Annotated in this window: 29 protein-coding genes; 23 read left to right on the top strand and 6 right to left on the bottom strand. The window is 64.4% G+C overall.

Annotated elements, in window-relative coordinates; all coding sequences use genetic code 11:
• The first annotated feature begins 8 nt into the window (after window positions 1–8).
• The 23 genes from rplP (at window position 9) to CHX26_RS12535 (ending at window position 14777) form a co-directional block, all read left to right on the top strand.
• The gene (rplP, locus tag CHX26_RS12645) at window positions 9–443 is read left to right on the top strand and encodes a 50S ribosomal protein L16 (protein ID WP_104942672.1); all 435 of its coding nucleotides are present in this window, start codon (window positions 9–11) and stop codon (window positions 441–443) included.
• Entirely contained in the window at window positions 443–655 is a 213-nt protein-coding gene (gene rpmC, locus CHX26_RS12640; protein WP_069310547.1) for a 50S ribosomal protein L29, read from the top strand. Before rplP ends, rpmC begins: the two co-directional genes overlap by 1 nt.
• Window positions 656–667: 12 nt before the next feature.
• Window positions 668–958: a 30S ribosomal protein S17 gene (gene rpsQ, locus CHX26_RS12635; protein WP_104942671.1), complete on the top strand. Its 291-nt coding sequence runs from the start codon at window positions 668–670 to the stop codon at window positions 956–958.
• A 72-nt stretch (window positions 959–1030) separates the two neighbouring features.
• Window positions 1031–1399 carry a 50S ribosomal protein L14 gene (gene rplN / locus CHX26_RS12630; RefSeq protein ID WP_088914644.1) on the top strand — a complete coding sequence of 123 codons (369 nt, stop codon included), beginning with the start codon at window positions 1031–1033 and terminating at the stop codon, window positions 1397–1399.
• Window positions 1399–1719, top strand: a complete 321-nt coding sequence (gene rplX / locus CHX26_RS12625) for a 50S ribosomal protein L24 (RefSeq protein WP_104942670.1) — start codon at window positions 1399–1401, stop codon at window positions 1717–1719. Before rplN ends, rplX begins: the two co-directional genes overlap by 1 nt.
• On the top strand, window positions 1712–2293 hold the full coding sequence (rplE, locus tag CHX26_RS12620; protein ID WP_104942669.1) for a 50S ribosomal protein L5: 582 nt from the start codon (window positions 1712–1714) through the stop codon (window positions 2291–2293). Before rplX ends, rplE begins: the two co-directional genes overlap by 8 nt.
• Before the next feature lie 42 nt (window positions 2294–2335).
• Entirely contained in the window at window positions 2336–2641 is a 306-nt protein-coding gene (rpsN, locus tag CHX26_RS12615) for a 30S ribosomal protein S14 (RefSeq protein ID WP_104942668.1), read from the top strand.
• 11 nt (window positions 2642–2652) lie between these two features.
• Window positions 2653–3048: a 30S ribosomal protein S8 gene (gene rpsH, locus CHX26_RS12610; RefSeq protein WP_104942667.1), complete on the top strand. Its 396-nt coding sequence runs from the start codon at window positions 2653–2655 to the stop codon at window positions 3046–3048.
• On the top strand, window positions 3048–3581 hold the full coding sequence (gene rplF, locus CHX26_RS12605; RefSeq protein WP_104942666.1) for a 50S ribosomal protein L6: 534 nt from the start codon (window positions 3048–3050) through the stop codon (window positions 3579–3581). The genes rpsH and rplF overlap by 1 nt, the downstream gene beginning before the upstream one ends.
• 1 nt (window position 3582) lies before the next feature.
• The gene (gene rplR / locus CHX26_RS12600; protein WP_104942665.1) at window positions 3583–3927 is read left to right on the top strand and encodes a 50S ribosomal protein L18; all 345 of its coding nucleotides are present in this window, start codon (window positions 3583–3585) and stop codon (window positions 3925–3927) included.
• A gap of 2 nt (window positions 3928–3929) precedes the next feature.
• A complete protein-coding gene (rpsE, locus tag CHX26_RS12595) occupies window positions 3930–4637 on the top strand; it encodes a 30S ribosomal protein S5 (protein ID WP_104942664.1) in 708 nt (235 codons plus the stop codon).
• A gap of 6 nt (window positions 4638–4643) precedes the next feature.
• On the top strand, window positions 4644–4820 hold the full coding sequence (gene rpmD, locus CHX26_RS12590; protein ID WP_017665127.1) for a 50S ribosomal protein L30: 177 nt from the start codon (window positions 4644–4646) through the stop codon (window positions 4818–4820).
• A gap of 73 nt (window positions 4821–4893) precedes the next feature.
• Window positions 4894–5418 carry a 50S ribosomal protein L15 gene (rplO, locus tag CHX26_RS12585; protein ID WP_104942663.1) on the top strand — a complete coding sequence of 175 codons (525 nt, stop codon included), beginning with the start codon at window positions 4894–4896 and terminating at the stop codon, window positions 5416–5418.
• Between the two features lie 130 nt (window positions 5419–5548).
• Complete coding sequence (secY, locus tag CHX26_RS12580) at window positions 5549–6913, top strand: preprotein translocase subunit SecY (RefSeq protein ID WP_104942662.1); 1365 nt, start codon at window positions 5549–5551, stop codon at window positions 6911–6913.
• Between the two features lie 102 nt (window positions 6914–7015).
• Window positions 7016–7663 carry an adenylate kinase gene (locus tag CHX26_RS12575; protein ID WP_104942661.1) on the top strand — a complete coding sequence of 216 codons (648 nt, stop codon included), beginning with the start codon at window positions 7016–7018 and terminating at the stop codon, window positions 7661–7663.
• 71 nt (window positions 7664–7734) lie between these two features.
• Window positions 7735–8520 carry an SRPBCC family protein gene (locus CHX26_RS12570; protein WP_199797833.1) on the top strand — a complete coding sequence of 262 codons (786 nt, stop codon included), beginning with the start codon at window positions 7735–7737 and terminating at the stop codon, window positions 8518–8520.
• 314 nt (window positions 8521–8834) lie between these two features.
• Window positions 8835–9203 (top strand): 30S ribosomal protein S13, encoded by a 369-nt coding sequence (gene rpsM / locus CHX26_RS12565; RefSeq protein ID WP_104942660.1) that lies wholly within the window; start codon window positions 8835–8837, stop codon window positions 9201–9203.
• Between the two features lie 57 nt (window positions 9204–9260).
• Window positions 9261–9650: a 30S ribosomal protein S11 gene (gene rpsK, locus CHX26_RS12560; protein WP_017666383.1), complete on the top strand. Its 390-nt coding sequence runs from the start codon at window positions 9261–9263 to the stop codon at window positions 9648–9650.
• Window positions 9651–9777: 127 nt separating this feature from the next.
• The gene (locus CHX26_RS12555) at window positions 9778–10833 is read left to right on the top strand and encodes a DNA-directed RNA polymerase subunit alpha (protein ID WP_104942659.1); all 1056 of its coding nucleotides are present in this window, start codon (window positions 9778–9780) and stop codon (window positions 10831–10833) included.
• A 257-nt stretch (window positions 10834–11090) separates the two neighbouring features.
• Window positions 11091–11510: a 50S ribosomal protein L17 gene (gene rplQ / locus CHX26_RS12550; protein ID WP_104942658.1), complete on the top strand. Its 420-nt coding sequence runs from the start codon at window positions 11091–11093 to the stop codon at window positions 11508–11510.
• A gap of 88 nt (window positions 11511–11598) precedes the next feature.
• Window positions 11599–13011: a serine hydrolase domain-containing protein gene (locus CHX26_RS12545; RefSeq protein ID WP_104942657.1), complete on the top strand. Its 1413-nt coding sequence runs from the start codon at window positions 11599–11601 to the stop codon at window positions 13009–13011.
• A gap of 135 nt (window positions 13012–13146) precedes the next feature.
• Window positions 13147–13662: a hypothetical protein gene (locus CHX26_RS12540; protein WP_233997152.1), complete on the top strand. Its 516-nt coding sequence runs from the start codon at window positions 13147–13149 to the stop codon at window positions 13660–13662.
• A 209-nt stretch (window positions 13663–13871) separates the two neighbouring features.
• Window positions 13872–14777: a hypothetical protein gene (locus tag CHX26_RS12535; protein ID WP_104942656.1), complete on the top strand. Its 906-nt coding sequence runs from the start codon at window positions 13872–13874 to the stop codon at window positions 14775–14777.
• A 9-nt stretch (window positions 14778–14786) separates the two neighbouring features.
• On the opposite strand, the gene CHX26_RS12530 is transcribed toward CHX26_RS12535, so the two are convergent.
• From CHX26_RS12530 to sucD, 6 genes are all read right to left on the bottom strand, one after another.
• Entirely contained in the window at window positions 14787–15428 is a 642-nt protein-coding gene (locus tag CHX26_RS12530) for a trimeric intracellular cation channel family protein (RefSeq protein ID WP_104942655.1), read from the bottom strand.
• Window position 15429: 1 nt separating this feature from the next.
• Window positions 15430–16800: an amidase family protein gene (locus CHX26_RS12525; RefSeq protein ID WP_104942654.1), complete on the bottom strand. Its 1371-nt coding sequence runs from the start codon at window positions 16798–16800 to the stop codon at window positions 15430–15432.
• A 56-nt stretch (window positions 16801–16856) separates the two neighbouring features.
• Window positions 16857–18260 (bottom strand): dihydrolipoyl dehydrogenase, encoded by a 1404-nt coding sequence (gene lpdA / locus CHX26_RS12520; protein WP_104942653.1) that lies wholly within the window; start codon window positions 18258–18260, stop codon window positions 16857–16859.
• Window positions 18261–18292: 32 nt separating this feature from the next.
• Window positions 18293–19516, bottom strand: a complete 1224-nt coding sequence (gene odhB, locus CHX26_RS12515) for a 2-oxoglutarate dehydrogenase complex dihydrolipoyllysine-residue succinyltransferase (protein ID WP_104942652.1) — start codon at window positions 19514–19516, stop codon at window positions 18293–18295.
• 110 nt (window positions 19517–19626) lie between these two features.
• The gene (locus tag CHX26_RS12510) at window positions 19627–22422 is read right to left on the bottom strand and encodes a 2-oxoglutarate dehydrogenase E1 component (protein ID WP_104942651.1); all 2796 of its coding nucleotides are present in this window, start codon (window positions 22420–22422) and stop codon (window positions 19627–19629) included.
• A 69-nt stretch (window positions 22423–22491) separates the two neighbouring features.
• A complete protein-coding gene (sucD, locus tag CHX26_RS12505) occupies window positions 22492–23382 on the bottom strand; it encodes a succinate--CoA ligase subunit alpha (RefSeq protein ID WP_068862165.1) in 891 nt (296 codons plus the stop codon).
• Between the last annotated feature and the right edge of the window lie 3 nt (window positions 23383–23385).

Below are 23385 nucleotides of genomic sequence, written 5' to 3'. Positions count from 1 at the left end.
AGATAGCCATGTTGCAACCGAAAAAGACCAAGTTCCGCAAGCAGTTCAAGGGCCGGATCAAGGGCGACGCCAAGGGCGGCACCACCCTCAACTTCGGCTCCTACGGGCTGAAGGCTCTGGAACCCGAGCGGGTCACCGCGCGCCAGATCGAAGCGGCGCGTCGTGCCATTACCCGTCACATCAAGCGCCAGGGTCGTCTGTGGATCCGCGTGTTCCCGGATGTGCCGGTGTCGAAGAAGCCTGCCGAAGTCCGTCAGGGTAAGGGCAAGGGTTCGGTCGAATACTGGGCGGCGCGCGTGAAGCCGGGCCGCATCCTGTTCGAACTCGATGGCGTTGCCGGTCCGCTGGCCGCTGAAGCGTTCGAGCGCGCAGCGATGAAGCTGCCGATCAAGACCAAGGTTGTTGCCCGTCTTGGCGACACCAGCCACCTGGGAGGCGAATAATGGCCGATATCGCGGACCTTCGCACCAAGACCGATGATCAGCTGACCGCAGAGCTCACCGAGCTCAAGCGCGAACAGTTCAATCTGCGGTTCCAGGCTGCGACCAACCAGCTCGAAGCCCCGTCGCGCATCCGTCAGGTGCGCCGGACCATCGCGCAGATCAAGACGCTGCAAAGCGAGCGTGCGGCAAAGGCCGCCGCCGCGAAGGCGTAAGGAGTAAGCACAATGCCCAAGCGTATCCTCGTCGGGACTGTGACCTCCGACAAGACTGACAAGACCGTGACCGTGCTGGTCGAACGCAAGGTGAAGCACCCGCTCTACGGGAAGATCATCCGTCGTTCGAAGAAGTATCATGCTCACGACGAAGCGAATGAATACACCGTGGGTGACGTGGTGCGGATCGAAGAGACCCGCCCGATGTCCAAGACCAAGACCTGGATCGTCAAGGACCGGGTCGTGGCAGGCGGCGTGCAGGCGGTGGAAGCCGACCTCGACGTGGCGGCTGCGGGTAACTGAAACGTGGACGGAACTGCCGGGCCCCGGTCGGATCGGGTGTCCCGGTAAGCCAATGAGAAGGAAAACGGATCAATGATCCAGATGCAATCCAATCTCGACGTCGCGGACAACAGCGGCGCCAAGCGCGTCCAGTGCATCAAGGTGCTGGGCGGGTCGAAGCGTCGTACCGCAGGCGTCGGCGATGTGATCGTCGTCTCCATCAAGGAGGCGCAGCCGCGCACCAAGGTCAAGAAGGGCGACGTTCACCGCGCGGTGATCGTGCGCACCAAGAAGGACGTGCGTCGTCCGGATGGCACCGTCATCCGCTTCGACAGCAACGCGGCGGTGCTCGTGAACAAGAACGAGGAGCCGATCGGCACCCGTATCTTTGGCCCGGTGGTGCGCGAACTGCGCGGCAAGGGCTTCATGAAGATCATCTCGCTCGCTCCGGAGGTGCTGTAATGGCTGCCGCGAAGATCAAGAAGGGTGACAGCGTCGTCGTGCTGTCGGGCAAGGACAAGGGCCGCACCGGTACGGTTGCGCAGGTTCTTCCCAAGGACGGCAAGGTTGTCGTTGAAGGCGTGAATGTCGTCGCCCGTCACCGCAAGCCCAGCCAGCAGAACCCGCAGGGTGGCATCGACCGTTTCGCGGCGCCGATGGCCATTTCCAAGGTTGCGCTCGCTGATCCCAAGACCGGCAAGGCCACCCGCGTCCGCTTCGAAGTGAAGGACGGCAAGAAGGTGCGCGTCGCCGTCAAGAGTGGGGAGACCATCGATGGCTGATTATACCGCTCGTCTGAAGGCCAAGTACGACAACGAGATCGTCAAGGCCATGACCGAGAAGTTCGGCTACAAGAACCGTCTCGAAGTGCCGAAGCTCGAAAAGATCACGCTCAACATGGGCGTGGGCGAAGCAAGCCAGGACAAGAAGAAGGTTCAGACTGCCGCTGAGGAAATGGCGCTGATCGCCGGCCAGAAGCCGGTTATCACCATCGCCAAGAAGTCGATCGCGCAGTTCAAGCTGCGTGAAGGCATGCCGATCGGTTGCAAGGTGACCCTGCGCCGCGAACGCATGTACGAATTCCTCGATCGTCTGGTGACCGTGGCCATGCCGCGCATCCGTGACTTCCGCGGGCTGAACCCCAAGTCGTTCGACGGTCGCGGCAATTACGCGATGGGGCTGAAGGAACAGATCGTGTTCCCCGAAATCAGCTACGACAAGATCGAGAAGGTGCGTGGGATGGACATTATCGTCACCACCACCGCCAAGACCGACGAAGAGGCGCGCGAACTGCTGCGCCTGTTCGGCTTCCCCTTCGCAGGTGAGGCCAAGACCGAACAGAAGGAGGCGGCGTGAGCTGCTTCCCGTTAGAGACACGAAAGCAGAGAGCTTAAGTCCATGGCGAAACTGAGTTCCATCAACAAGAATGAGCGTCGCAAGAAGCTCGTCAAGCAGTACGCTGCGAAGTACGAGAAGCTGAAGGCGATCGCTGCCGATGAATCGCTTGACGAAACCGAGCGCCTGATGGCCCGGCTGAAGATGGCGGAGCTTCCGCGCAACGCGAACCCGACCCGGGTGCGCAACCGTTGCGCCACCACCGGCCGCCCCCGCGGCTATTACCGCAAGTTCGGCATCAACCGTATCGAACTGCGCGACCTTGGCAACAAGGGCCTGATTCCGGGCCTGACCAAGTCGAGCTGGTGAGGACTTAAGCAATGGCAATGACCGATCCTCTGGGTGACATGCTCACCCGTATCCGCAACGGCCAGCGCGCCAAGAAGGACTCTGTCCTGACTCCGGCGAGCAACCTGCGTGCGAGCGTGCTCGAAGTGCTTCAGCGTGAAGGCTACATTCGTGGCTTCAGCGAAGACAATTCGGGCAAGCACAAGGCGCTGCGGATCGAACTGAAGTATTTCGAAGGCGAACCCGCGATCAAGCACGTGGCCCGCGTCTCGAAGCCTGGCCGCCGGATCTATTCGGGCTCGAAGGAGCTTCCGACTGTCCGCAATGGTCTCGGCATCACCATCGTCTCGACGCCCAAGGGCGTGCTCTCGGATGCCGAAGCACGCAGCCACAACGTCGGCGGCGAAGTGCTGGCGGAGGTGTTCTGATGAGCCGCATCGGCAAGAAGCCGGTGGCGATCCCTGGCGGGGTGACGGCCACCATCGAAAACGGCACGCTCAGCGTGAAGGGGCCGAAGGGCACCCTCACCATGGGCCTGTCCGACCTCATCACCTACTCGCTTGAGGATGGTGCGATTTCGGTCAAGCCGGCCAATGACAGCAAGCAGGCACGCGCCTTCTGGGGCATGCAGCGCACGCTGGTGTCGAACCTGGTGGAAGGCGTCAGCGCCGGCTTCACCAAGATCCTCGACATCAAGGGCGTGGGCTACCGTGCCAATGCTCAGGGTCGCAATCTGAAGCTGCAGCTCGGCTACAGCCACGATGTCGACCTGGCCGTTCCCGAAGGTCTCGAAGTGAAGACCCCGGACCAGACCACGATCGAGATTTCCGGCACCGACAAGCAGGCCGTTGGCCAGTTTGCTGCCGAAATCCGCCGCTGGCGCAAGCCCGAGCCCTACAAGGGCAAGGGGATCGCCTATCGCGGCGAGTACATCTTCCGCAAGGAAGGGAAGAAGAGATAAGATGGCAAAGCTTTCCCTTTTCGAACGTCGCCGTCGCCGGGTTCGTACTGCGCTTCGTGCGCGTGCCGGTGGCAAGCCCCGTCTGTCGGTGCATCGCACCGGCCGTCACATCTATGCCCAGATCATCGACGATGCGGCTGGCAAGACCGTGGCTGCTGCTTCGACCCTCGGCGCCAAGACGAGCGGCGCGAATGTCGACGCCGCTGCCGAAGTCGGCAAGGCGATCGCCGAGGCCGCCAAGAAGGCTGGCGTGACGACTGTCGTGTTCGATCGCGGCGGGTTCCTGTTCCATGGCCGCGTCAAGGCGCTGGCCGATGCCGCCCGTGAAGGCGGGCTGGAGTTCTGATCATGGCTGACGAAAACACCATCGAAACGCCGGAAGTGGCGGGCGACATCGGCGGCGATGCCGGTGAGACCCAGGGCCGTCGTGGCCGTGGCCGTGGCGGCAACCGTGAAGGCGGTGAACGCGGTCGCGGGCGGGGCGGTCGTGACGACCGTCGCGGCGCCAAGCCGGAAGAAGACGACGGCATCATCGAAAAGCTGGTTCACATCAACCGCGTCTCCAAGACGGTTAAGGGCGGCAAGCGCTTCGGTTTTGCGGCGCTCGTGGTTGTTGGCGACGGTCAGGGCCGCGTCGGCTTTGGCCACGGCAAGGCCCGCGAAGTGCCGGAAGCCATCACCAAGGCAACCGCTGCCGCGCGCAAGAAGATGATCCGCGTGCCGCTCAAGGAAGGCCGCACCCTGCACCATGACGGCAATGGTCGTTTCGGCGCGGGCAAGGTCACCGTCCGCACCGCGCCTCCGGGGACCGGCATTATCGCCGGCGGTCCGATGCGCGCCGTGTTCGAGAGCCTCGGCGTTGCCGACGTGGTGACCAAGTCGGTCGGCACCTCGAACCCCTACAACATGATCCGCGCCACCTTCGACGCGCTCGCTGACCAGACTTCGCCGAAGTCGGTCGCCCAGCGTCGCGGCAAGAAGGTTGCCGACCTGCTGGGTCGGGGCGGGGCCAGCGCAGCCGAGGCGGAAGCCGACGCTGCCGCGATTGTGGAGTAATCCGAGATGGCTACCATCAAGATCAAGCAGATCGGCTCGCCGATTCGTCGCCCCGCCAGTCAGCGCCAGATCCTCATCGGTCTGGGGCTGAACAAGATGCACAAGATCGTCGAGCGTCAGGACACCCCCGAGGTGCGCGGCGCAATCGCCAAGATCCCGCATCTGGTGCAGGTGATCGACTAAATCCAGGCAGGCCCCGCATCGTCGGGGCCTTCCTTTCTATCAGCGCGACAAAAGCGAAAGCGAGTGCAGAACTATGAAACTGAATGACATCCGCGACAACGCCGGTGCCCGCAAGGGCCGCGTCCGTGTCGGCCGTGGTATCGGCTCGGGCAAGGGCAAGACCTCGGCACGCGGCCAGAAGGGCCAGAAGGCCCGTTCGGGCGTGGCCATCAAGGGCTTCGAAGGCGGCCAGATGCCGCTCCACATGCGCCTGCCGAAGCGCGGCTTCAACAACCCGTTCGGCAAGGACTATGCCGAAGTGAACACTGGCATGGTCCAGAAGTTCATCGACGCCGGCAAGCTCGACGCCAAGGCCACCATCACCGAGGAAGTGCTGCGCGCTGCTGGCCTCGTTCGCGGTGGCAAGGACGGTGTGCGTCTGCTGGGCAAGGGTGAGATCACTGCCAAGGTGACCTTCGCTGTGACCGGCGCGACCAAGGGCGCGATCGCTGCGGTCGAAAAGGCTGGCGGCAAGGTGGAGGTGGCTCCGGCCCCGACCCCCGAGCATGAGAAGAAGCTTGCCCGCCGCGACGCCAACAAGGCGGCAAAGGCGAACTAATCGACAAAAGGTGACGCGCGGGGGTTCGACAAGAGCCTCCGCGCTCCCTATTTACGCTCTCGCGCGCCAGAGCGACCCTTTGCGAAGGGTAGGGCGCGCCCGGACCAAGAGCTAGGATCGACCAATCCCCATGGCATCACGCGCCGACAATATCGCGAGCAATCTCAACCTCGGCAATTTTGCCAAGGCAACCGAGCTCAAGCAGCGGATCTGGTTCACGATCGGAGCGCTGATTGTCTTCCGCTTCCTGAGCTTCGTGCCGCTGCCGGGCGTCAACCCGCTTATCCTGAGCGAGCTTTACGACCAGACCCGCGGCGGGATCCTCGACCTGTTCAACGCCTTTTCGGGCGGCAGCCTTGAGCGCATGAGCCTGATTGCGCTCGGCGTGATGCCCTACATCACCTCATCGATCGTCGTGCAGATGGCCTCGGCACTGCATCCTTCGCTTGCCGCGCTGAAGAAGGAAGGCGCGAGCGGGCGGCAGAAGATCAACCAGTACACGCGCTATGGTGCGGTTCTCCTGTGCGCCATCCAGGGCTACTTCCTCGCCGTGGGCCTCGAAAGCTTTGCGGCGCAAAGCGGTCTTCAGGCGGTGGTCGATCCGGGCTACATGTTCCGCATCGTGGCCGTCATCAACCTTGTCGGCGGGACCATGTTCCTGCTGTGGCTCGGTGAGCAGATCACCAGCCGCGGCATCGGCAACGGCATTTCGCTGATCATCATGGCGGGGATTGTTGCCCAGTTCCCGAGCTTTGCCGGCAACCTGTTCGAGGGCGGCCGCACGGGTTCGATCTCGTCGCTGGTGATCATTGGCTTCATCGTGATGGTGGTGGTGCTGATCCTCGGCATCAGCTTCTTCGAGCGCGCCCAGCGCCGTTTGCCGATCCAGTATCCCAAGCGCGCGACGCAGCGTGGCATGATGCAGGCAGAGCGTTCGCACCTGCCGCTGAAGATCAATACTGCAGGCGTCATCCCGCCGATCTTTGCCAGCTCGCTGCTGCTGCTGCCGCTCACGATTTCCCAGTTCGCGGGCAGTTCTGTCGATACCGACAGCGGCTTCGGCTCGGCGATTGTGACGCTCAACCAGTATCTCGCGCATGGCCAGCCGGTCTACATGACGCTTTACGCCATCGGGATCATCTTCTTCTGCTTCTTCTACACGGCGGTTGTGTTCAACCCCGAGGAGACCGCGGACAACCTCAAGAAGAATGGCGGTTTTGTGCCGGGCATCCGGCCGGGCAAGCGGACGGCGGACTATCTGGAATATGTGCTGACGCGCATCACGGTGGTTGGTGCGATCTATCTGACGGTGGTTTGCGTCGTGCCTGAATACATGATCGCGCAGACAGGTATTCCGCTGTTCCTTGGCGGCACCAGCTTGCTGATTGTGGTCAACGTCACGGTTGACACGATCAGCCAGATCCAGTCGCACTTGCTGGCGCACCAGTATGGCGATCTGATCAAGAAGGCGAAGCTCAAGGGCCGCCTGCGCTGAACTCCTTCGCAAGTACACTTGACGCCGCTGCGCGCATGGTTGAACCCGCATATCTGAACAAAGCCCCGGGCGTGGATCCGGCGGTGTAATGGGGGACGGTTCGTGAACATCATTCTTCTTGGCCCTCCCGGAGCAGGCAAGGGTACCCAAAGCGCTGGCCTGGTAGAGCGGCATGGCATGCGCCAGCTTTCGACCGGGGACATGCTGCGTGCGGCGGTCAAGGCGGGGACGCCCGTGGGCCTGCGCGCCAAGGAAGTTATGGCGCGGGGCGAGCTCGTCTCCGACGAAATCGTGTCCGACCTGATTGATGCGGAACTCGCCGGAATGTCCGCTGAAACCGGCGCGATCTTCGATGGCTATCCGCGTACCGCCGCTCAGGCCGATGCGCTGGATGCGATCCTCGCCAAGAATGGCCGCGTGCTTGACCATGTGATCGAGCTCGAAGTGGACGAGGATGCCCTCGTCGAGCGCATCACCGGCCGCTTTTCCTGCGGCAATTGCGGGGCGCTTTATCACGACACCGCCAATCCGCCCGAGCAGGACGGCGTGTGCGATGCTTGCGGCAGCACCGAATTCAAGCGCCGCCCGGATGACAACGAGGACACCGTGCGCACCCGCATGCAGGAATATCGCGCCAAGACCGCGCCGATCCTGCCCGGCTATGAAGCGCGCGGGATCGTTACCCGCATCGACGGCATGGGCGCAATCGACACGGTCGCCGGGCAGATCGACGCCATCCTCAAGGGCTGAGTCTGCTTGGGCTTGTGCGCCCGGCCAAATTGCCTCAGCCTCGTGTCATGTCTGCATGGGAGATTCCTGGCATGAAGCTTCGTGTGAGCGCCCCCGTTGTCCTGGCGGGACTGGTTGCCATCGTCAGCACGGCTCCGGCCGCCGCCGAGCTTACCCGCACCACCGACAGCAGCTTTGTCTCTCGCCATGAAGTGATCGTCGAGGCCACACCCAAGGACGTCTGGCTGGCCTTGATCTCGCCCGGAGGATGGTGGCGTTCCGAGCACACCTGGTCGGGGGATGCGAAGAACCTGACCCTCATGCCGCAGGCAGGTGGCTGTTTCTGCGAGACCATCCCTGAAGTCGATGAACCGGGGCGCTTCACCTTGCAGGGGAGCGTCGAGCATATGCGCGTGGTGCAAGCCTATCCCGAGGCGGCGCTGCGAATGATCGGTTCGCTCGGACCACTCCAGAGCGAACCCGTGACGGGCATCCTCACCATCGCGATCTCGAAGGTTGAGGCGGGTACCCGGATCGTGTGGGAGTATAATGTCGGCGGGCCGATGCGCTACGAAGTGCCGGTCATTGCCAAGGTGGTGGATGGGGTGATGGGCGCGCAACTTGACGCGCTTGCCAAGCCGCTCGGGCCGGTCGCAGCACCGCCGCGCGCCGCAGAGGCAGAGCCTTCTGGTGATAGACCTGACCCGAAGCCTGCGTCTGCCCCCAAGCCACCAGCCGCCCCCGCGCCGAAAGATGCGCCTAAGGCGACCACCCCGCCTGCTGCCAAGCCCGCGGCCAGACCCGCTCCGGAGCCGGCACCCAAGCCGACAAGCGTTGACGATGCCTTCAGCGATCTTGAGGACGGAGCGCGGCGTTAGGTTGCTGCATGAAAGGGTGGGAGCGCCGCGCGATGCGCGTTCCGAGGGTTTCCATCGGGTGATGTTCCGGGGATAAAGCCGCTCGCGCGGCTTGCGGTTGACGCCTTGTGCGAATCAGCCTATGCGCGCGGCTCATTCGACACGTTCGAACCTCGTTCGGCAGGCATTCCTCTGCGGATGCCGACCGGACTTTTTGCCGTTTGCGTTCCCGTCATGGTGCGGGTCCAGCGGCTTGGAACGTCCGAATGAATGAGCGTTGAGATAGGGGCGGTATCCCTTCGGGTGCCAGATCCCTGTGGAGCATGGAGAAATAAGTGGCTCGTATTGCCGGGGTCAATATCCCCACCAACAAGCGCGTGATCATCGCGCTGACCTATATTCACGGGATTGGCCGCACCACGGCTGTCCAGATCGCTGACAAGCTTGGCATTCCTCATACTGCGCGTGTGCAGGACCTCACCGACGAGGAAGTGCTGCGGATCCGCGAGACGATCGACGCCGATTTCACCGTGGAAGGCGACCTGCGTCGCAACACTGCGATGAATATCAAGCGCCTGATGGATCTGCGCGCCTATCGCGGTCTGCGTCATCGTGCCGGTCTGCCCGTTCGCGGCCAGCGCACTCACACCAACGCCCGCACCCGCAAGGGCAAGGCCAAGCCCATTGCGGGCAAGAAGAAGTAAGCTGGCGGCTCAGGCTTCCACGCTTTTTCCTTCTGACGAGCTAGAGGAATTCAAAAAATGGCACGCGAACCAGGCCGTATCCGGCGTCGTGACAAGAAGAATATCACCAGCGGCGTTGCGCATATCAACGCCAGCTTCAACAATACCATGATCACCATCACCGATGCGCAGGGCAACGCCATTTCGTGGTCGTCCGCCGGGATGATGGGCTTCAAGGGCAGCCGCAAGTCGACCCCCTATGCCGCTCAGGTGGCTGCGGACGATGCCGGCAAGAAGGCCGCCGAACACGGCGTGCGCACGCTCGAAGTCGAAGTGAAGGGTCCGGGCTCGGGCCGTGAAAGTGCGCTGCGCGGCCTTGCTGCGGTGGGCTTCAACATCACCTCGATCCGCGACGTGACTCCGATCCCGCACAACGGGGTCCGTCCGTCCAAGCGTCGCCGCGTCTGATCCGCCGGGATGGCGGCGGCAATCCGTGCCGTCGCCGCCCGAAGGGGCCAGAAGCAGCGCCGCCTCGCAGAGCTTCCGGCCCACCCAGAATTTGAACCGCCCGCCAAGGGCGAATTAGGGGAAATCCATGTCCGTCAACACGAAGAACTGGCAGGAACTCAAGAAACCCAACTCCCTCGAAATCAAGGATGGCGGCGATCGTCAGCGCAAGGCGACCTTCGTGGCCGAACCGCTCGAGCGCGGCTTTGGTCTGACGCTCGGCAACGCGCTTCGCCGGGTGCTGCTGTCCAGCCTTCAGGGCGCAGCTATCACCTCGATCAAGATCGAGAACGTGCTGCACGAATTCTCCTCGCTCGCGGGCGTGCGTGAAGACGTCACCGACATCGTCCTCAACGTGAAGCAGATCGCGCTGAAGATGGAAGGCGAAGGCCCCAAGCGGCTCCAGCTCTCGGCCACCGGCCCGGGTGAAGTGCGCGCGGGCGACATCGCTGTTACCGGCGACATCGAGGTGATGAACAAGGATCTGGTGATCTGCCACCTCGACGAAGGCGCGACGCTCAATATGGAGCTGACCGCAGACACCGGCAAGGGTTACAGCCCGGCGGTCTCGAACCGTCCGGCCGATGCGCCGATCGGGCTGATCCCGGTCGACTCGCTCTACTCGCCCGTGCGTCAGGTGAGCTACAAGGTCGAGAACGCCCGCGTCGGGCAGGAGCTTGACTATGACAAGCTCTCGCTGACCGTCGAGACCGATGGCACCGTAACCCCGGAAGACGCCGTGGCCTATGCCGCGCGCATCCTGCAGGACCAGCTGACGCTGTTCGTCCACTTCGAAGACGGCATCCCGCAGCCGGTCGGCCAGATGATCGGCCACGCCGTGCAGCCGGAAGAAAGCGACGCCAACCAGCTCAACCGCTACCTCCTCAAGAAGGTGGACGAGCTGGAACTGTCGGTGCGTTCGGCCAACTGCCTCAAGAACGACAACATTATCTACATTGGCGACCTGGTTCAGAAGACCGAAGCCGAGATGCTGCGCACGCCGAACTTCGGCCGCAAGTCCTTGAACGAGATCAAGGAAGTGCTCTCCAGCATGGGTCTGCGTCTTGGCATGGACATCCCGGGCTGGCCGCCCGAGAACATCGAGGAAATGGCCAAGAAGCTCGAGCAGGAGCTTTTGGGCTAAGCCCAAAAGCAGCCGCCAGAGGCAACCGCAGGTTGCCGACGGACGGCGGCCTGCCGGCCAGCGAGCGAAGCTCGTCTGACGACACGGGATTTACTCCCGTGTCGGCCTTGCCAAAGAGATGGGCGAAGGTTCGGAGCCCTGATCCGAACCAGCACTGGGGTACCTGAAACGGCCCCTTTTCGAACCGCTGATCCCTTCAGGGAAAGTGGGAACCGGTTTCCCGCCCGGAAGGGTCAGCAAAGCAAAGGAAGATTATAATGCGTCATGGTATTTCCGGCCGTAAGCTCGGCCGCAAGACGGGTCATCGCAACGCCCTGTTCCGCAACATGGCCGCTGCGCTGATCAAGCACGAGCAGATCACCACCACGCTGCCCAAGGCCAAGGAACTGCGCCCCTATGTCGAAAAGCTGATCACGCTGGCCAAGCGTGGCGGCCTGTCGAACCGTCGTCTGGCGATGGCTCGTCTGGGTGATGAAGCGCAGCTCAAGAAGCTGTTCGACGTTCTGGCGGAGCGTTATGCTGATCGTGATGGCGGCTACACCCGCGTGCTGCGCGCCGGTGTGCGTGCGGGCGACGCGGTGCAGATGGCGATCATCGAGCTCGTCGACCGCGACGAAGACGCCAAGGGCCAGGACAGCGGCCCGGTGCAGTCGGAAGAAGAATACGAAGACGCGTAAGCCGCGCTTCGCATGAACAGGGCAGGGGCCGGGGCGGAGACGCTTTCCGGCCCTTTCCTTTTGATGCTTGCGGGCTAGGGTGCGCCACATGATCCGCCAGTCCATCGCAGCCGCAACGCTGCTCCTCGCCGCCATTCCTGCCACCGCCCAGAGCCAGCAGGAGGCGCTCGACGCCCGCTACAACCGCGCACTCGCGGCGGGCTACAAGGCGCTGTTCCTGTGCAGCGCCATCGCCAATGCGGAGCGCAATTCCGGCGCGGCCACCCGGACGCCTGACAGCGTGCATCAGTGGGAGCTGGCTGGAATTCAGGCGCCGCTCGACGAAATTGTTGCAGGGCTGCCTTACCGGATCACCCGCTGGTCGGACGGGGACAAGCCGATCCGCCATGTCACGGTTGACTGGGCTGACGACATGCCGCCACGGATCGCCTTCCAGCGCAGCGGCGGCGGGTGCTCGCTCGCCCCAATAGGGATGAAGGCGGGTGCTCTCATCCATTCCCCGCCGCCAGCGCGCCCCGAGATGATCACCACCTGGCATATGCGCATACCCGGGAAGGTCACACCGGTGCTGGAGGCCGCGATGAGCGGAGCCTATGGCGCAAAGGCGCGCACCACGGCGGTTTCAGTCAATTGGGGCGAGAATGGCTGGGACTGGCGCTTTGCCGAGGGGTTCACGCCGTTCACGCCGCAGCGCACCTGGTCGGTCGCCAAGAGCCTTGCCGCAACGCTGGTGGGCGCGAACGAGCATCGCGGGGCGGGGCTGGTGGTTTCGGGGGACACCCACGCCGCTTCTGCGCCGCCGCTGGCGATCTTCAACTGGTACGGCGGCGATCTGCGCGACCCGCGCCGCGATGTCACGATGGATCATCTGCTGCGCATGGCATCGGGCCGCTATTCCGATACCCCCGGCAATCGCACCGACGCGCTCTATTTCGGCGGATCGACTGTGCGGGAGACGGCGCTGCACTGGCCAGTCGTTCACCAGCCGGGCAGCGTTTTCCGCTATGCCAATAATGACACGCTGGCGGCGGTCGCGGCCATCGCCCACACCTTCGTAGAGCATCCTCCGGCAGAGCTGTTCGCGAAGATCGGGATGCAGGACACCATCGCCGAGACCGACTGGCAGGGCGATTATGTCCTTTCCAGTCAGGTCTGGGCCAGCACCATGGACCTGATCCGCTTCGGTCAGCTCTATCTTAACGACGGGGTGCTGCCCACGGGTGAGCGGGTGCTGCCGGAAGGCTGGGTCCGCTACGTCACCACCCCGAGCGGCCCGCAGCCCGGAGGTGAGTTCGGATATGGCGCGGGCTTCTGGCTGATGAACAAGTCCGAGGGCGTGCCGCCCGATACCTTCGCCGCTTTCGGCAATCGCGGGCAATATGTCGTCATCGTCCCTTCGCGGCAGGTGGTGATCGTGCGCCGGGGCGAAGATCCGGTTGGCGCGCGGTTCGATATCGCCGCCTTCACGCGCGATGTGCTGGCCGCGCTACCGAGCGGATAATTGTTCATCAGAATCGCTCTGAAAATTAACGGCGCCTGACATCCCGATTCAGGAAAGTCTCACGCCGAATCGGTCAGAACTGTCCTCGACACCGCAAGGCAATCCCGCCCGCGGTGCCAGACGAGGATCAATTCGATGACCACCATGACCAACCGGCTGGCCTCCGGCAAATCGGCCAGGCTCATGCTCGGCGCGGTCGCTGCGACTGCGCTGACGGTAGCCTCTGCCACCCCTGCTCTGGCTGACGACCACCGCGATCGCGGCGGGATCAGCGCGGGCGAGATCATCGCCGGCGCGGTGGTGATCGGCGGCATTGCTGCGCTTGCGGGTGCCTTTGATGGTGACCGCGGCCGCGACCGCTGGGATCGCCGGGGCGGCTGGGATCGCGGCGGGTTCGGCTTTGGCCCGCGTGCAGCGGTGGATCGCTGTGTGCGTGGCGCGGAAAACCAGGCGCGGCGCTTTGGTGGCTATCGTTTTGCCGACGTGATCGACGTGCGCGACATCGACCGCACGCGCAATGGTTTCCGTGTTCGCGGCCGGATCGAGGTTGGTGGCGGCTGGAACCGTAATGATCGCGGGCGCTTTACCTGCCGGATTGACGGTCGCGGCGCACCGCGGATCGATTTTGACGGCATCCGCGGCCTGCGTTGAGTGCTCTCCTCGGCGCGCTCCCTCTCCCCTTTGGCGCGCCCACTTCTGCCGCTCCGCTATCCGGCACCGGATGGCGGGGCGGTCTTTCGTTGGGTCTCTGGGGTGTGGGACAAAGGCCCTTCATTCAGCCGCGCGCAAGCCTCTACGCGTTAATCTTGCGATCATCTGGGCGATTGGTGGCCGCTCGCATAGTAGCAGGAGGGAGCATTATGGCTCTGAATACCCGCGTTCTGGCGCTCGCCAGTGCGCTTTTCGGCACCACCATCCTCGCGGCCCCCGCATCGGCGGCGGCCCTTCCCGAGACCCCTGTCATGCCCACTGCCTCGGCGAGCTTCGATGCCAGCCGGTACAACGCGGCTGACAGCGTCGCCGACTGGCGTCGTTGCGGCTGGGGACGTCGCTGCGGCTGGGGCGGAAGATGGGGTGGCGGCTGGGGAGGCGGCTGGCGTCGCAACCGGATCGACGCCGGCGATGTGCTGATCGGTGCCGCGATCATCGGCGGAGCGGTCGCGATTGCCAATTCCAACAATCGCCGTCAGCGTGACCGGGACGTGGTCATCGTCGAGCGTGATCAGCGCGACTGGGATGACCGGCGCTTTGATGATCGCCGCACCGACCGCAGGGCTGGCCCGCGCGGGACCGGGGCCTCTGGTCTGGATAATGCGGTGAACCAGTGCCTCGACCGGATCGAGCGCGATGTCCGGGTGGACAGTGTCGACAATGTCGAGCGCAATGGTGCAGGCTGGCAGGTGAGCGGGGTGCTGTTCAACGGCGCGCCGTTCCAGTGCCGGATCGGCAATGGCGGCCAGATCGACGGGATCGATTATTCGGCGGGCTTTTCCGGAATTGGGTTCACCGGTTCGGCTGATGGTAGCATCGCTCCGGGCAATGACCGCCAGTGGCAGGATGATCGCTACATCGCGGCGCGCCAGGCCGTTGGCGGCGCCGTGCGGCCTGACATGGCCGTGCAGGAGGCGCGCTTCACCCCTGCCGGTGCGCAGGCGCCCATGCGCGCGGTAACAACGGCGACGGTTGCGGCCATGCCGGCCTATCCCGGCGGCCCGATCCCGGGTGAGGCTATCCCTGAAACGCTGGAAGAGGCGACCGGGGGCTAGGCCCGCGCTCTAATTCTCGGGCCTGCCGCCGTAACTCGGCAGGCCCCATTCCCACCGGATCGCTGCCGTGCGCAGGGCAAAGCCGCAGGCAAAGCCCGCTGCCCAGGCCCATTCCTTGCCGACCCCCAGCCACGGCGCAGCGATCATCCCGGCAACAGTCAGCACTGCCGTCAGGGCAGCAGGGGTGACGTAAAGCTCGGGGCTCATGATGATCGAGGGGCGTCCTGCCACCACATCGCGGATGATCCCGCCCACGCAGCCGGTAATGACCCCCATCAAGGCAGCCGGCACTGGCGGTATGCCATAGGCGAGCGCCTTGGCGCTGCCGAGCACGGCATAGGCCGCCAGCCCGGCGCCATCGGCATAGGCGAAACCCTTGCCTTCCCACCAACTGACCGGCGTGAACCAGGCGATCAGCGCCGTGCCGAGGCAAACCGCTGCAACCCATGGGTCGGTGATCCAGAACACCGGCGCTCCGATCAGCAGATCGCGCACCGTGCCGCCGCCGACACCCGTCACCAGCGCGAAGAATCCCATCGTCACGAAGGTTTGCTGAAGACGTGCCGCCAGCACCGCGCCTGACAGGGCAAACAGCGCGATCCCGGCGATATCGAGCCAATCGAGGATCGGGGTGAGGACGGTAGGGTTCACGTCAGTCGTGGAGAATGTGACCAATGGCCTCGGCTGCGGCGATGCAATCAAGATCGGCCCAGCGCGGCCCGATCACCTGCATCCCGCAAGGCAGATCCGCGCCGAGATCGGTTCCGCTGCCGATCGGCAGCACTGTGGAGGGCAGGCCGGGGAAAGTCGCCATGCCGGACCAGATCAGCCCGCTGCCACCGGGTTCTTCCGCGCCGTTGACCGTGATCGTGCCGCGGAACACGGCCTTTTCACTGTGCGGCACCGCCAGCACCGGCGCGGGCGGAGCGAGAACGAAGTCATAGGCGGCAAACAGGGCTTCCCATTCCGCCATGCAGGCGGCCTGTGCGTCCAGCAGATCGAACCAGTCGGTCGCCGATGCCCGCTTGCCGTCGGGGGCCGGCGCGCCGCGGGCCATGACGATGTTCATCATCTTCAGGTAGCTGCGATAATGCCGCGCCTGATCCGGGAGGAGGTCGCTCGCCCGGTCGATCCGCACGCCTGCGCGCGCAAGGGTTTCGAGCGCGGCTTCGGTTGCCGTCGCAACGCTGCTGTCGATGGGCGCGCCGGGCAGGTCTGTGATTGCCAGCAGGCGGCAGTCCTTGAGCGGCTTTGCCCGGCGGCGTAGCGGGAAATCCGCACCGACTTCGACCAGAACGGCAAGGTCCTGCGGGTTGCGCGCCAGCGGCCCGGCAATCGAGAGCGGGCTGTCATGCGCAGCGATGAAACCGGGACTACGCGATTTGCCGGGGAAGTCGTGGCCCTGCTTGGGGACAAGGCCCCAGGTGGTCTTGTGGCCCCAAACCCCGCAGAAATGCGCCGGAACACGCACCGATCCGCCGATATCGGTGCCATAGTCGCACGGCACCATTCCGCTGGCGACCGCGGCCGCGCTGCCGCCCGACGAGCCGCCGGGTGAGCGCGCGGGATCATGCGGGTTGCGGGTGCGGCCATAGACCGGGTTGAAACTCTGCCAGTCGGTGAGATCGACCGGCACGTTGGTCTTGCCGATGATAATCGCGCCCGCGGCCTTCAGCCGCTTCACGAGCAGCGCGTCACGGGGGGCCAGGGCATCGCGATATTGCGGATGGCCAAAAGTGGTCGGCAGGCCTGCGACGTCGAAGCTCTCCTTGATGGTCATCGGCACGCCGAACAGCGGCATCTGCGGCCCCGGCTGGTTTTCGATCAGCCATTCGTCCAGCGCTTCGGCCAGCTTGTAGGCCTGCTCGAAATTGGGCGTGGCGAGCGCGTCGATGGTGTCGTCAAGATGCTCGATTCGTACGATCGCCGCATCGACCGCTTCGGCGACGCTGATCTTGCCCGCCAGTACGGCAGCACTTGTTTCGAGCGCGCCGGGTTTGTCGGTCAGCTGCGGATAGGCCATGCGTTGAATTCTCCCCTCGGTCTTGCGGTCTAGGCAAAGCCGAGGGGAGGGGCAATTCACATATGGATCGGTTTCCCCTGCACAGCCATCGCCGCTTCCTTGAAGGCTTCGGCGTGGGTGGGGTGGGCGTGGCAGGTATAGGCGATGTCCTCGCTCGTGGCGCCGAATTCCATCGCCTGCGCAGCCTGCGCGATCATCGTGCCGGCGAGCGAGTTGATCATCCACACGCCGATAACGCGATCGTTGGCGGCATCGGCGATCACCTTGACGAAGCCATCGGTGTCGCGGTTCGCCTTGGCACGGGAGTTGGCCATCATCGGGAACTTGCCGACCTTGACGGCGATGCCGCGCTCCTTGGCCTGTTCCTCGGTCAGGCCCACGCCCGCGATTTCGGGCGCGGTGTAGACGACGCTGGGGATGACATCGTGGTTCACGATGCCGGTCAGCCCGGCGATATTCTCGGCGACCGCGATGCCTTCATCCTCGGCCTTGTGCGCGAGCATCGGGCCGGGCACGACGTCGCCGATCGCCCAGATGCCGTCCACCGAAGTGCGGAAATCATGGTCGATTGCGATCTGGCCGCGCTGGTTGGTGGTGAGCCCCGCCTTCTCGAGCGCCAGCCCTTCGGTGTTCGGGCGGCGGCCGATGGCGACGAGGACGTGGCTGGCCGTGACGGTCTTGGCCTCGCCGCCAGCGGCGGGTTCGACCGTGAGGGTCACGGTCTTGCCCTTCACCTCGGCGCCGGTGACCTTGTGGCCGAGCATCATGTCCATGCCCTGCTTCTTGAAGATCTTCTGGGCTTCCTTGCGCACTTCGCCGTCCATGCCGGGGAGCAGCTGGTCGAGGAACTCGATCACGGTGACCTTGGCACCGAGGCGCCGCCACACCGAGCCCAGTTCAAGCCCGATCACGCCGCCGCCGATCACCACGAGGTGTTCGGGCACTTCATCCAGATCGAGCGCGCCGGTGGAATCGACGATGCGCTTGCCCGTATTGTCCACGGTGACGCCGGGGAGCGGGGTGACGCTGGAGCCGGTGGCGATCACGATATCCTTGGCGGTGACCTTCTCGCCTGCCACGACGACGGTGTGCGCGTCCTCGAAGGCGGCATGGCCCTTGAGCCAGGTGACCTTGTTCTTCTTGAACAGGAACTCGATCCCGCCGGTCAGCTCGCCCACGGCCTTGGTCTTCTCGCCCATCATCTTGGCCAAATCGAGCGTCGGCGTCGCGGTGATGCCCCAGGTGGCGAAGTGGCCGCCCGCGGCTTCTTCGAACAGCTCCGAGCCGTGGAGCAGCGCCTTCGACGGAATGCACCCGACATTCAGACACGTGCCGCCGAGCGTGGCGCGGCTTTCGACGCAGGCGGTCTTCAGCCCGAGCTGCGCCGCGCGGATCGCCGCGACATAGCCGCCGGGGCCGGCACCGATGATGAGGACGTCGTAATCGTAGGAATGGCTCATGGTTCTTCTCTGAGAAGAGGGGAAGGCAGGCTTTAGAGGTCGATCAGCATCCGGGTGGGATCTTCGATCGCTTCCTTGATGATCTTCAATGCCGTCACCGCCTCGCGCCCGTCGATCAGGCGGTGGTCATACGAAAGCGCAAGATACATCATCGGGCGGATCACGATCTCGCCGTTGCGGACCACCGGGCGGTCCTCGATGCGGTGGAGGCCCAGCACGGCGCTCTGCGGGGGGTTGATGATCGGGGTCGACATCAGACTTCCGAACACGCCGCCGTTGGAGATGGTGAAGGTGCCGCCAGTCATGTCTTCCATGGTCAGCGTGCCGGCCTTCGCCCGCGCGCCGAAATCGGCGATGTCCTGTTCGATCCGGGCAAAGCCCTTCTTGTCGGCATCGCGGATGACGGGGACGACAAGGCCGTTGGGGGCGCTGACCGCCACCGAGATATCGACATAGTCGTGATAGATGATTTCATCGCCCTCGATATAGGCGTTGACGGCGGGGACATCCTTCAGCGCGAGGCAGGCGGCCTTGGCGAAGAAGCCCATGAAGCCGAGGCGAATGTCGTGCTTCTTGGCGAACAGATCCTTGTACTTGTCGCGCGCTTCGATGACGGCGCTCATGTCGCAATCATTGAAGGTCGTCAGCAGGGCCGCATTGTCTTGCGCCGCCTTCAGCCGCTTGGCGATGGTCTGGCGCATGCGGGTCATCTTGACCCGCTCGGTGCCGCGCGCGCCGCCGGTTTGGGCCGGAGCCGCCGCAGCCGGGGCCGGAGCCGGGGCAGGGGTGGCCGGGCCCTTGGCCTTGGCTTCGGCCGCGGCGAGCACGTCCTCCTTGGTCAACCGGCCATCCTTGCCGGTGCCCTTGATGGTCGAGGGATCGACCCCGTGTTCGAGCACCGCGCGGCGCACCGCGGGCGACATGGTCTGCGCCGGGGTGAGCAGTTCTTCCGAGGCCGCGGCGGGGGCAGGGGTGTTAGCCTTGGCCGCTGCTGGAGCGGGGGCAGCACCAGCCGTCGCGCCTTCCTCGACAATCGCGATCACCGCACCGACTTCGACCGTGTCACCGACTGCGACGACATGCTGCGACATGACACCCGCGACCGGCGAGGGGACGTCGACCGCGACCTTGTCGGTTTCGAGGCTACAGATCGGCTCGTCAGCGGCAACCGCTTCGCCCGGCTGCTTGAGCCATTCGGCAATGGTGCCTTCGGTGACGGATTCGCCAAGGACGGGGACTTTGATTTCGGTGGCCATTGCAATGCGTTCCTAAACTTCTGTTCCGTTCGGTTCGAGCGAAGTCGAGAACCATTCGTGCGCGGGGTGTCTCGACTTCGCTCGACACGAACGGTTGATATTTCCTGCTTCTACAGCCCCAGGGCGGCGGCGATCAGGGCGTCCTGCTGGGCCTTGTGGCGGCTGGCGAGGCCCGTGGCGGGCGAGGCGGCGGCATCGCGCCCGGCATAGGTGGGACGCATCCCGGCATGACCGGCGGCGGTCAGCGCATCCTCGATCCGCTCGTTGACGAAGAACCATGCGCCATTGTTGCGCGGCTCCTCCTGACACCAGACCACCTCCTTGAGGTTCGTCATGCGCGACAGGCGGAGGCTGAGCGGGTCGCCGGGGAAGGGGAAGAGCTGTTCGATGCGGACGATCGAGATATCCTCGATCCCCGCCGCATCGCGCGCTTCGATCAGGTCATAGGCGACCTTGCCCGAACACAGCACCAGACGCCGCACCTTATCGTCGGCGATTTCCTTGGTGTCCGACAGGATGCGCCGGAACTGCCTTTCGCCGAGGAAGTCCGCCTTTGTGCTCTTTGCCAGCGGGTGACGCAGCAGCGACTTGGGGCTCATGATGATCAGCGGCTTGCGGAAGGACCGCAGCATCTGGCGGCGCAGCACGTGGAAGTAATTGGCCGGCGTGGTGATGTTGCACACGCACATATTGTCGTCGGCGCACAGCTGGAGGAAACGCTCCAGACGCGCCGAAGAGTGCTCCGGCCCCTGGCCCTCGTAACCGTGCGGCAGCAGCATCACGAGGCCGTTGGCACGCAGCCACTTGGCCTCGCCGCTGGCCACAAACTGGTCGATCATGATCTGCGCGCCGTTGGCGAAGTCGCCGAACTGGCCTTCCCACAGAACCAGGCTCTTGGGATCGGCCATCGCAAAGCCATATTCAAAGCCAAGCACGCCATATTCCGACAGGGTGGAATCGTGCACCTCGAACTTGCCGTGGGGCAGGGTGGAGAGCGGCACATATTTGCGTTCGGACTTCTGATCGACCCACACCGCATGGCGCTGCGAGAAGGTGCCGCGCCCGGAATCCTGACCCGACAGGCGCACACCGTAGCCTTCCATAACGAGGCTGCCGAAAGCCAGCGCCTCGGCGGTCGCCCAGTCGAAGCCCTCGCCGGAGCTGAACATCTCGCGCTTGGCGACGAGAACGCGGTCGAGGGTCTTGTGGATGTCGAGATCACCCGGCACTTCGGTCAGCACGCGGCCCAGCGCATCGAAGGTCTTGGGCTCGATCGCGGTCTCGACGCTGCGGCGCGCGGTTTCCGGATCAGCGGGCTTGTTGAGGCCCGCCCAGCGCCCGCCGAACCAGTCGGCCTCATTGGCCTTGTAGCTCTTGCCCGCTTCGAACTCCTCTTCGAGCAGCGCCGTGAATTCAGCGGCGATCTGTTCGCGCGTGCCGGGTTCGACCACGCCTTCACGCACCAGCCGTGCTTCGTAGGCCACGCTGACCTTGGGGTGCTGGCGAATCTTGTCATACATCAGAGGCTGCGTGAACTTGGGCTCGTCACCCTCGTTGTGGCCGAAGCGGCGATAGCACCACATGTCGATCACCACGTCGCGGTGGAAGGTCTGGCGATATTCGACCGCCAGCTTGCAGGCGAAGGTCACGGCTTCGGGATCATCGCCGTTGACGTGGAGGATCGGCGCCATCACGCCCTTGGCCACATCGCTCGGATAGGGCGAGGAGCGCGCGAACTTCGGCGAGGTGGTGAAGCCGATCTGGTTGTTGATGATGAAATGGATGCAGCCGCCGGTGTCGTAGCCGGGGACGCCTGAGAGCGAGAGGCTCTCCCACACCACGCCCTGACCTGCGAAGGCGGCATCGCCGTGGATCAGAACGGGCAGCACCTGATCCTTCTTCTTGAGATCGTCGCGGATCGCCTGCTGCGCGCGCGCCTTGCCGAGCACCACCGGGTTCACCGCTTCGAGGTGCGAGGGGTTCGGCACAAGGCTCATGTGCACCGAAATCCCGTCGAACTCGCGGTCGGTCGAGGTGCCGAGGTGATACTTCACGTCGCCCGATCCGCCCACGTCATCGGGGTTGGCCGAGCCGCCCGAGAATTCGTGGAAGATCACGCGATAGGGCTTGGCCATCACGTTGGCGAGCACGTTGAGACGCCCGCGGTGGGCCATGCCGTAGATGATCTCGCGCACGCCCGCGCTGCCGCCGTGCTTGATCACGGCTTCCAGCGCCGGGATCATCGCTTCGCCTCCGTCGAGCCCGAAGCGCTTGGTGCCGACATACTTCTTGGCGAGGAATTCCTCATAGCCTTCCCCGCGCAGCACCGCGGCGAGGATCGCCTTCTTGCCTTCGGGGGTGAACTGGATCGTCTCGCCCGGGCTTTCGAACTTGTCCTGCAGGAAGCGGCGTTCCTCGGTGTCGGCGATGTGCATGTATTCGAGGCCGACCTTGCCGCAATAGACTTCGCGCAGGCGCTGGTGGAGCTTGCCGACCGTGGTCCACTCCATGCCGAGCACGCCGCCGACATAGACGTCCTCGTTCTCCTTGCCCGCAAGGCCGTGCCATTCGAGCGTGAGGTCCGCCGGGCCTTCGCGGTTGCTGAGCCCGAGCGGATCGAGGTCTGCCGCCATGTGGCCGCGCACACGATAGAGGCGCACCAGCGTCATCGCCGCGATGGACAGAGCGGCGGCCTTCTCGACCGCCTTCGGGTCCATCGCCTTGCCGGAATCCTTCGCCGCCTTGGCGACCGCAAGCTTCATCTCGGTCGGGTCCATCGCGGCGGTAAGATCAGCGGCGCTGTCTGCCAGCGTGTCGAGCCAGCCGCGCTTCGCCCATGAAGGGCCGGGCTGCGGGCCTTCCTGATCGGTGAAGGCGGGGATGAAGTTCTGCGGTTCGTTGCCCATGTCGGGGGTTCCTGGGGAGGAGAAAGGGTGACCCCTCGCTAAGGGTGCGAGGGGCCGGTATTCAGAAGCTTAGGCGTTCTCTTTCAGCATCGCGGCCAGCGTTTCGCCGAGCAGCGAGGGCGAAGGCGAGACGCGGATGCCCGCATCTTCCATCGCCGCGATCTTGTCCTCGGCGCCGCCCTGGCCGCCCGAGACGATCGCGCCGGCGTGGCCCATGCGGCGGCCCGGAGGGGCGGTGCGCCCGGCGATGAAGCCGACCATCGGCTTCTTGCGGCCCTTGGCAGCTTCCGCCTTGATGAAGGCAGCGGCTTCTTCTTCGGCCGAACCGCCGATTTCGCCGATCATGATGATGCTTTCGGTCTCGGGATCGTCGAGGAACAGGTCGAGCACGTCGATGAAGTTGGTGCCGTTGACCGGATCGCCGCCGATGCCCACCGCGGTGGTCTGGCCGAGGCCCGCCATGGTGGTCTGGTGCACGGCTTCATAGGTGAGCGTGCCCGAACGCGAGACGATGCCGACGCTGCCCTTCTTGAAGATGTTGGCCGGCATGATGCCGATCTTGCACTCGTTGGGGGTCAGCACGCCGGGGCAGTTGGGGCCGATGAGGCGCGACTTCGAACCCGCGAGCGCGCGCTTGGCACGCACCATGTCGAGCACCGGGATGCCTTCGGTGATGCAGATGATGAGCTCGATCTCGGCATCGATCGCCTCGCAGATCGCATCGGCGGCGAACGGCGGCGGGACGTAGATGCACGAGGCGGTCGCGCCGGTCGCGGCCTTGGCTTCGCGCACGGTGTCGAACTGCGGCAGGCCGATATGGGTGGTGCCGCCCTTGCCCGGCGTCACGCCCGCGACCATCTGCGTCCCGTAATCGAGCGCGGCCTGGGTGTGGAAGGTGCCGGTGTTGCCGGTCATGCCTTGCGTGATGACCTTGGTGTCTTTGTTTACGAGGATGGACATTGC

Origin of the sequence: Porphyrobacter sp. HT-58-2, from assembly GCF_002952215.1 — a bacterium.
In the GTDB taxonomy this organism is placed as follows: domain Bacteria; phylum Pseudomonadota; class Alphaproteobacteria; order Sphingomonadales; family Sphingomonadaceae; genus Erythrobacter.
This window is presented reverse-complemented; position numbering and strand designations above follow the sequence as displayed.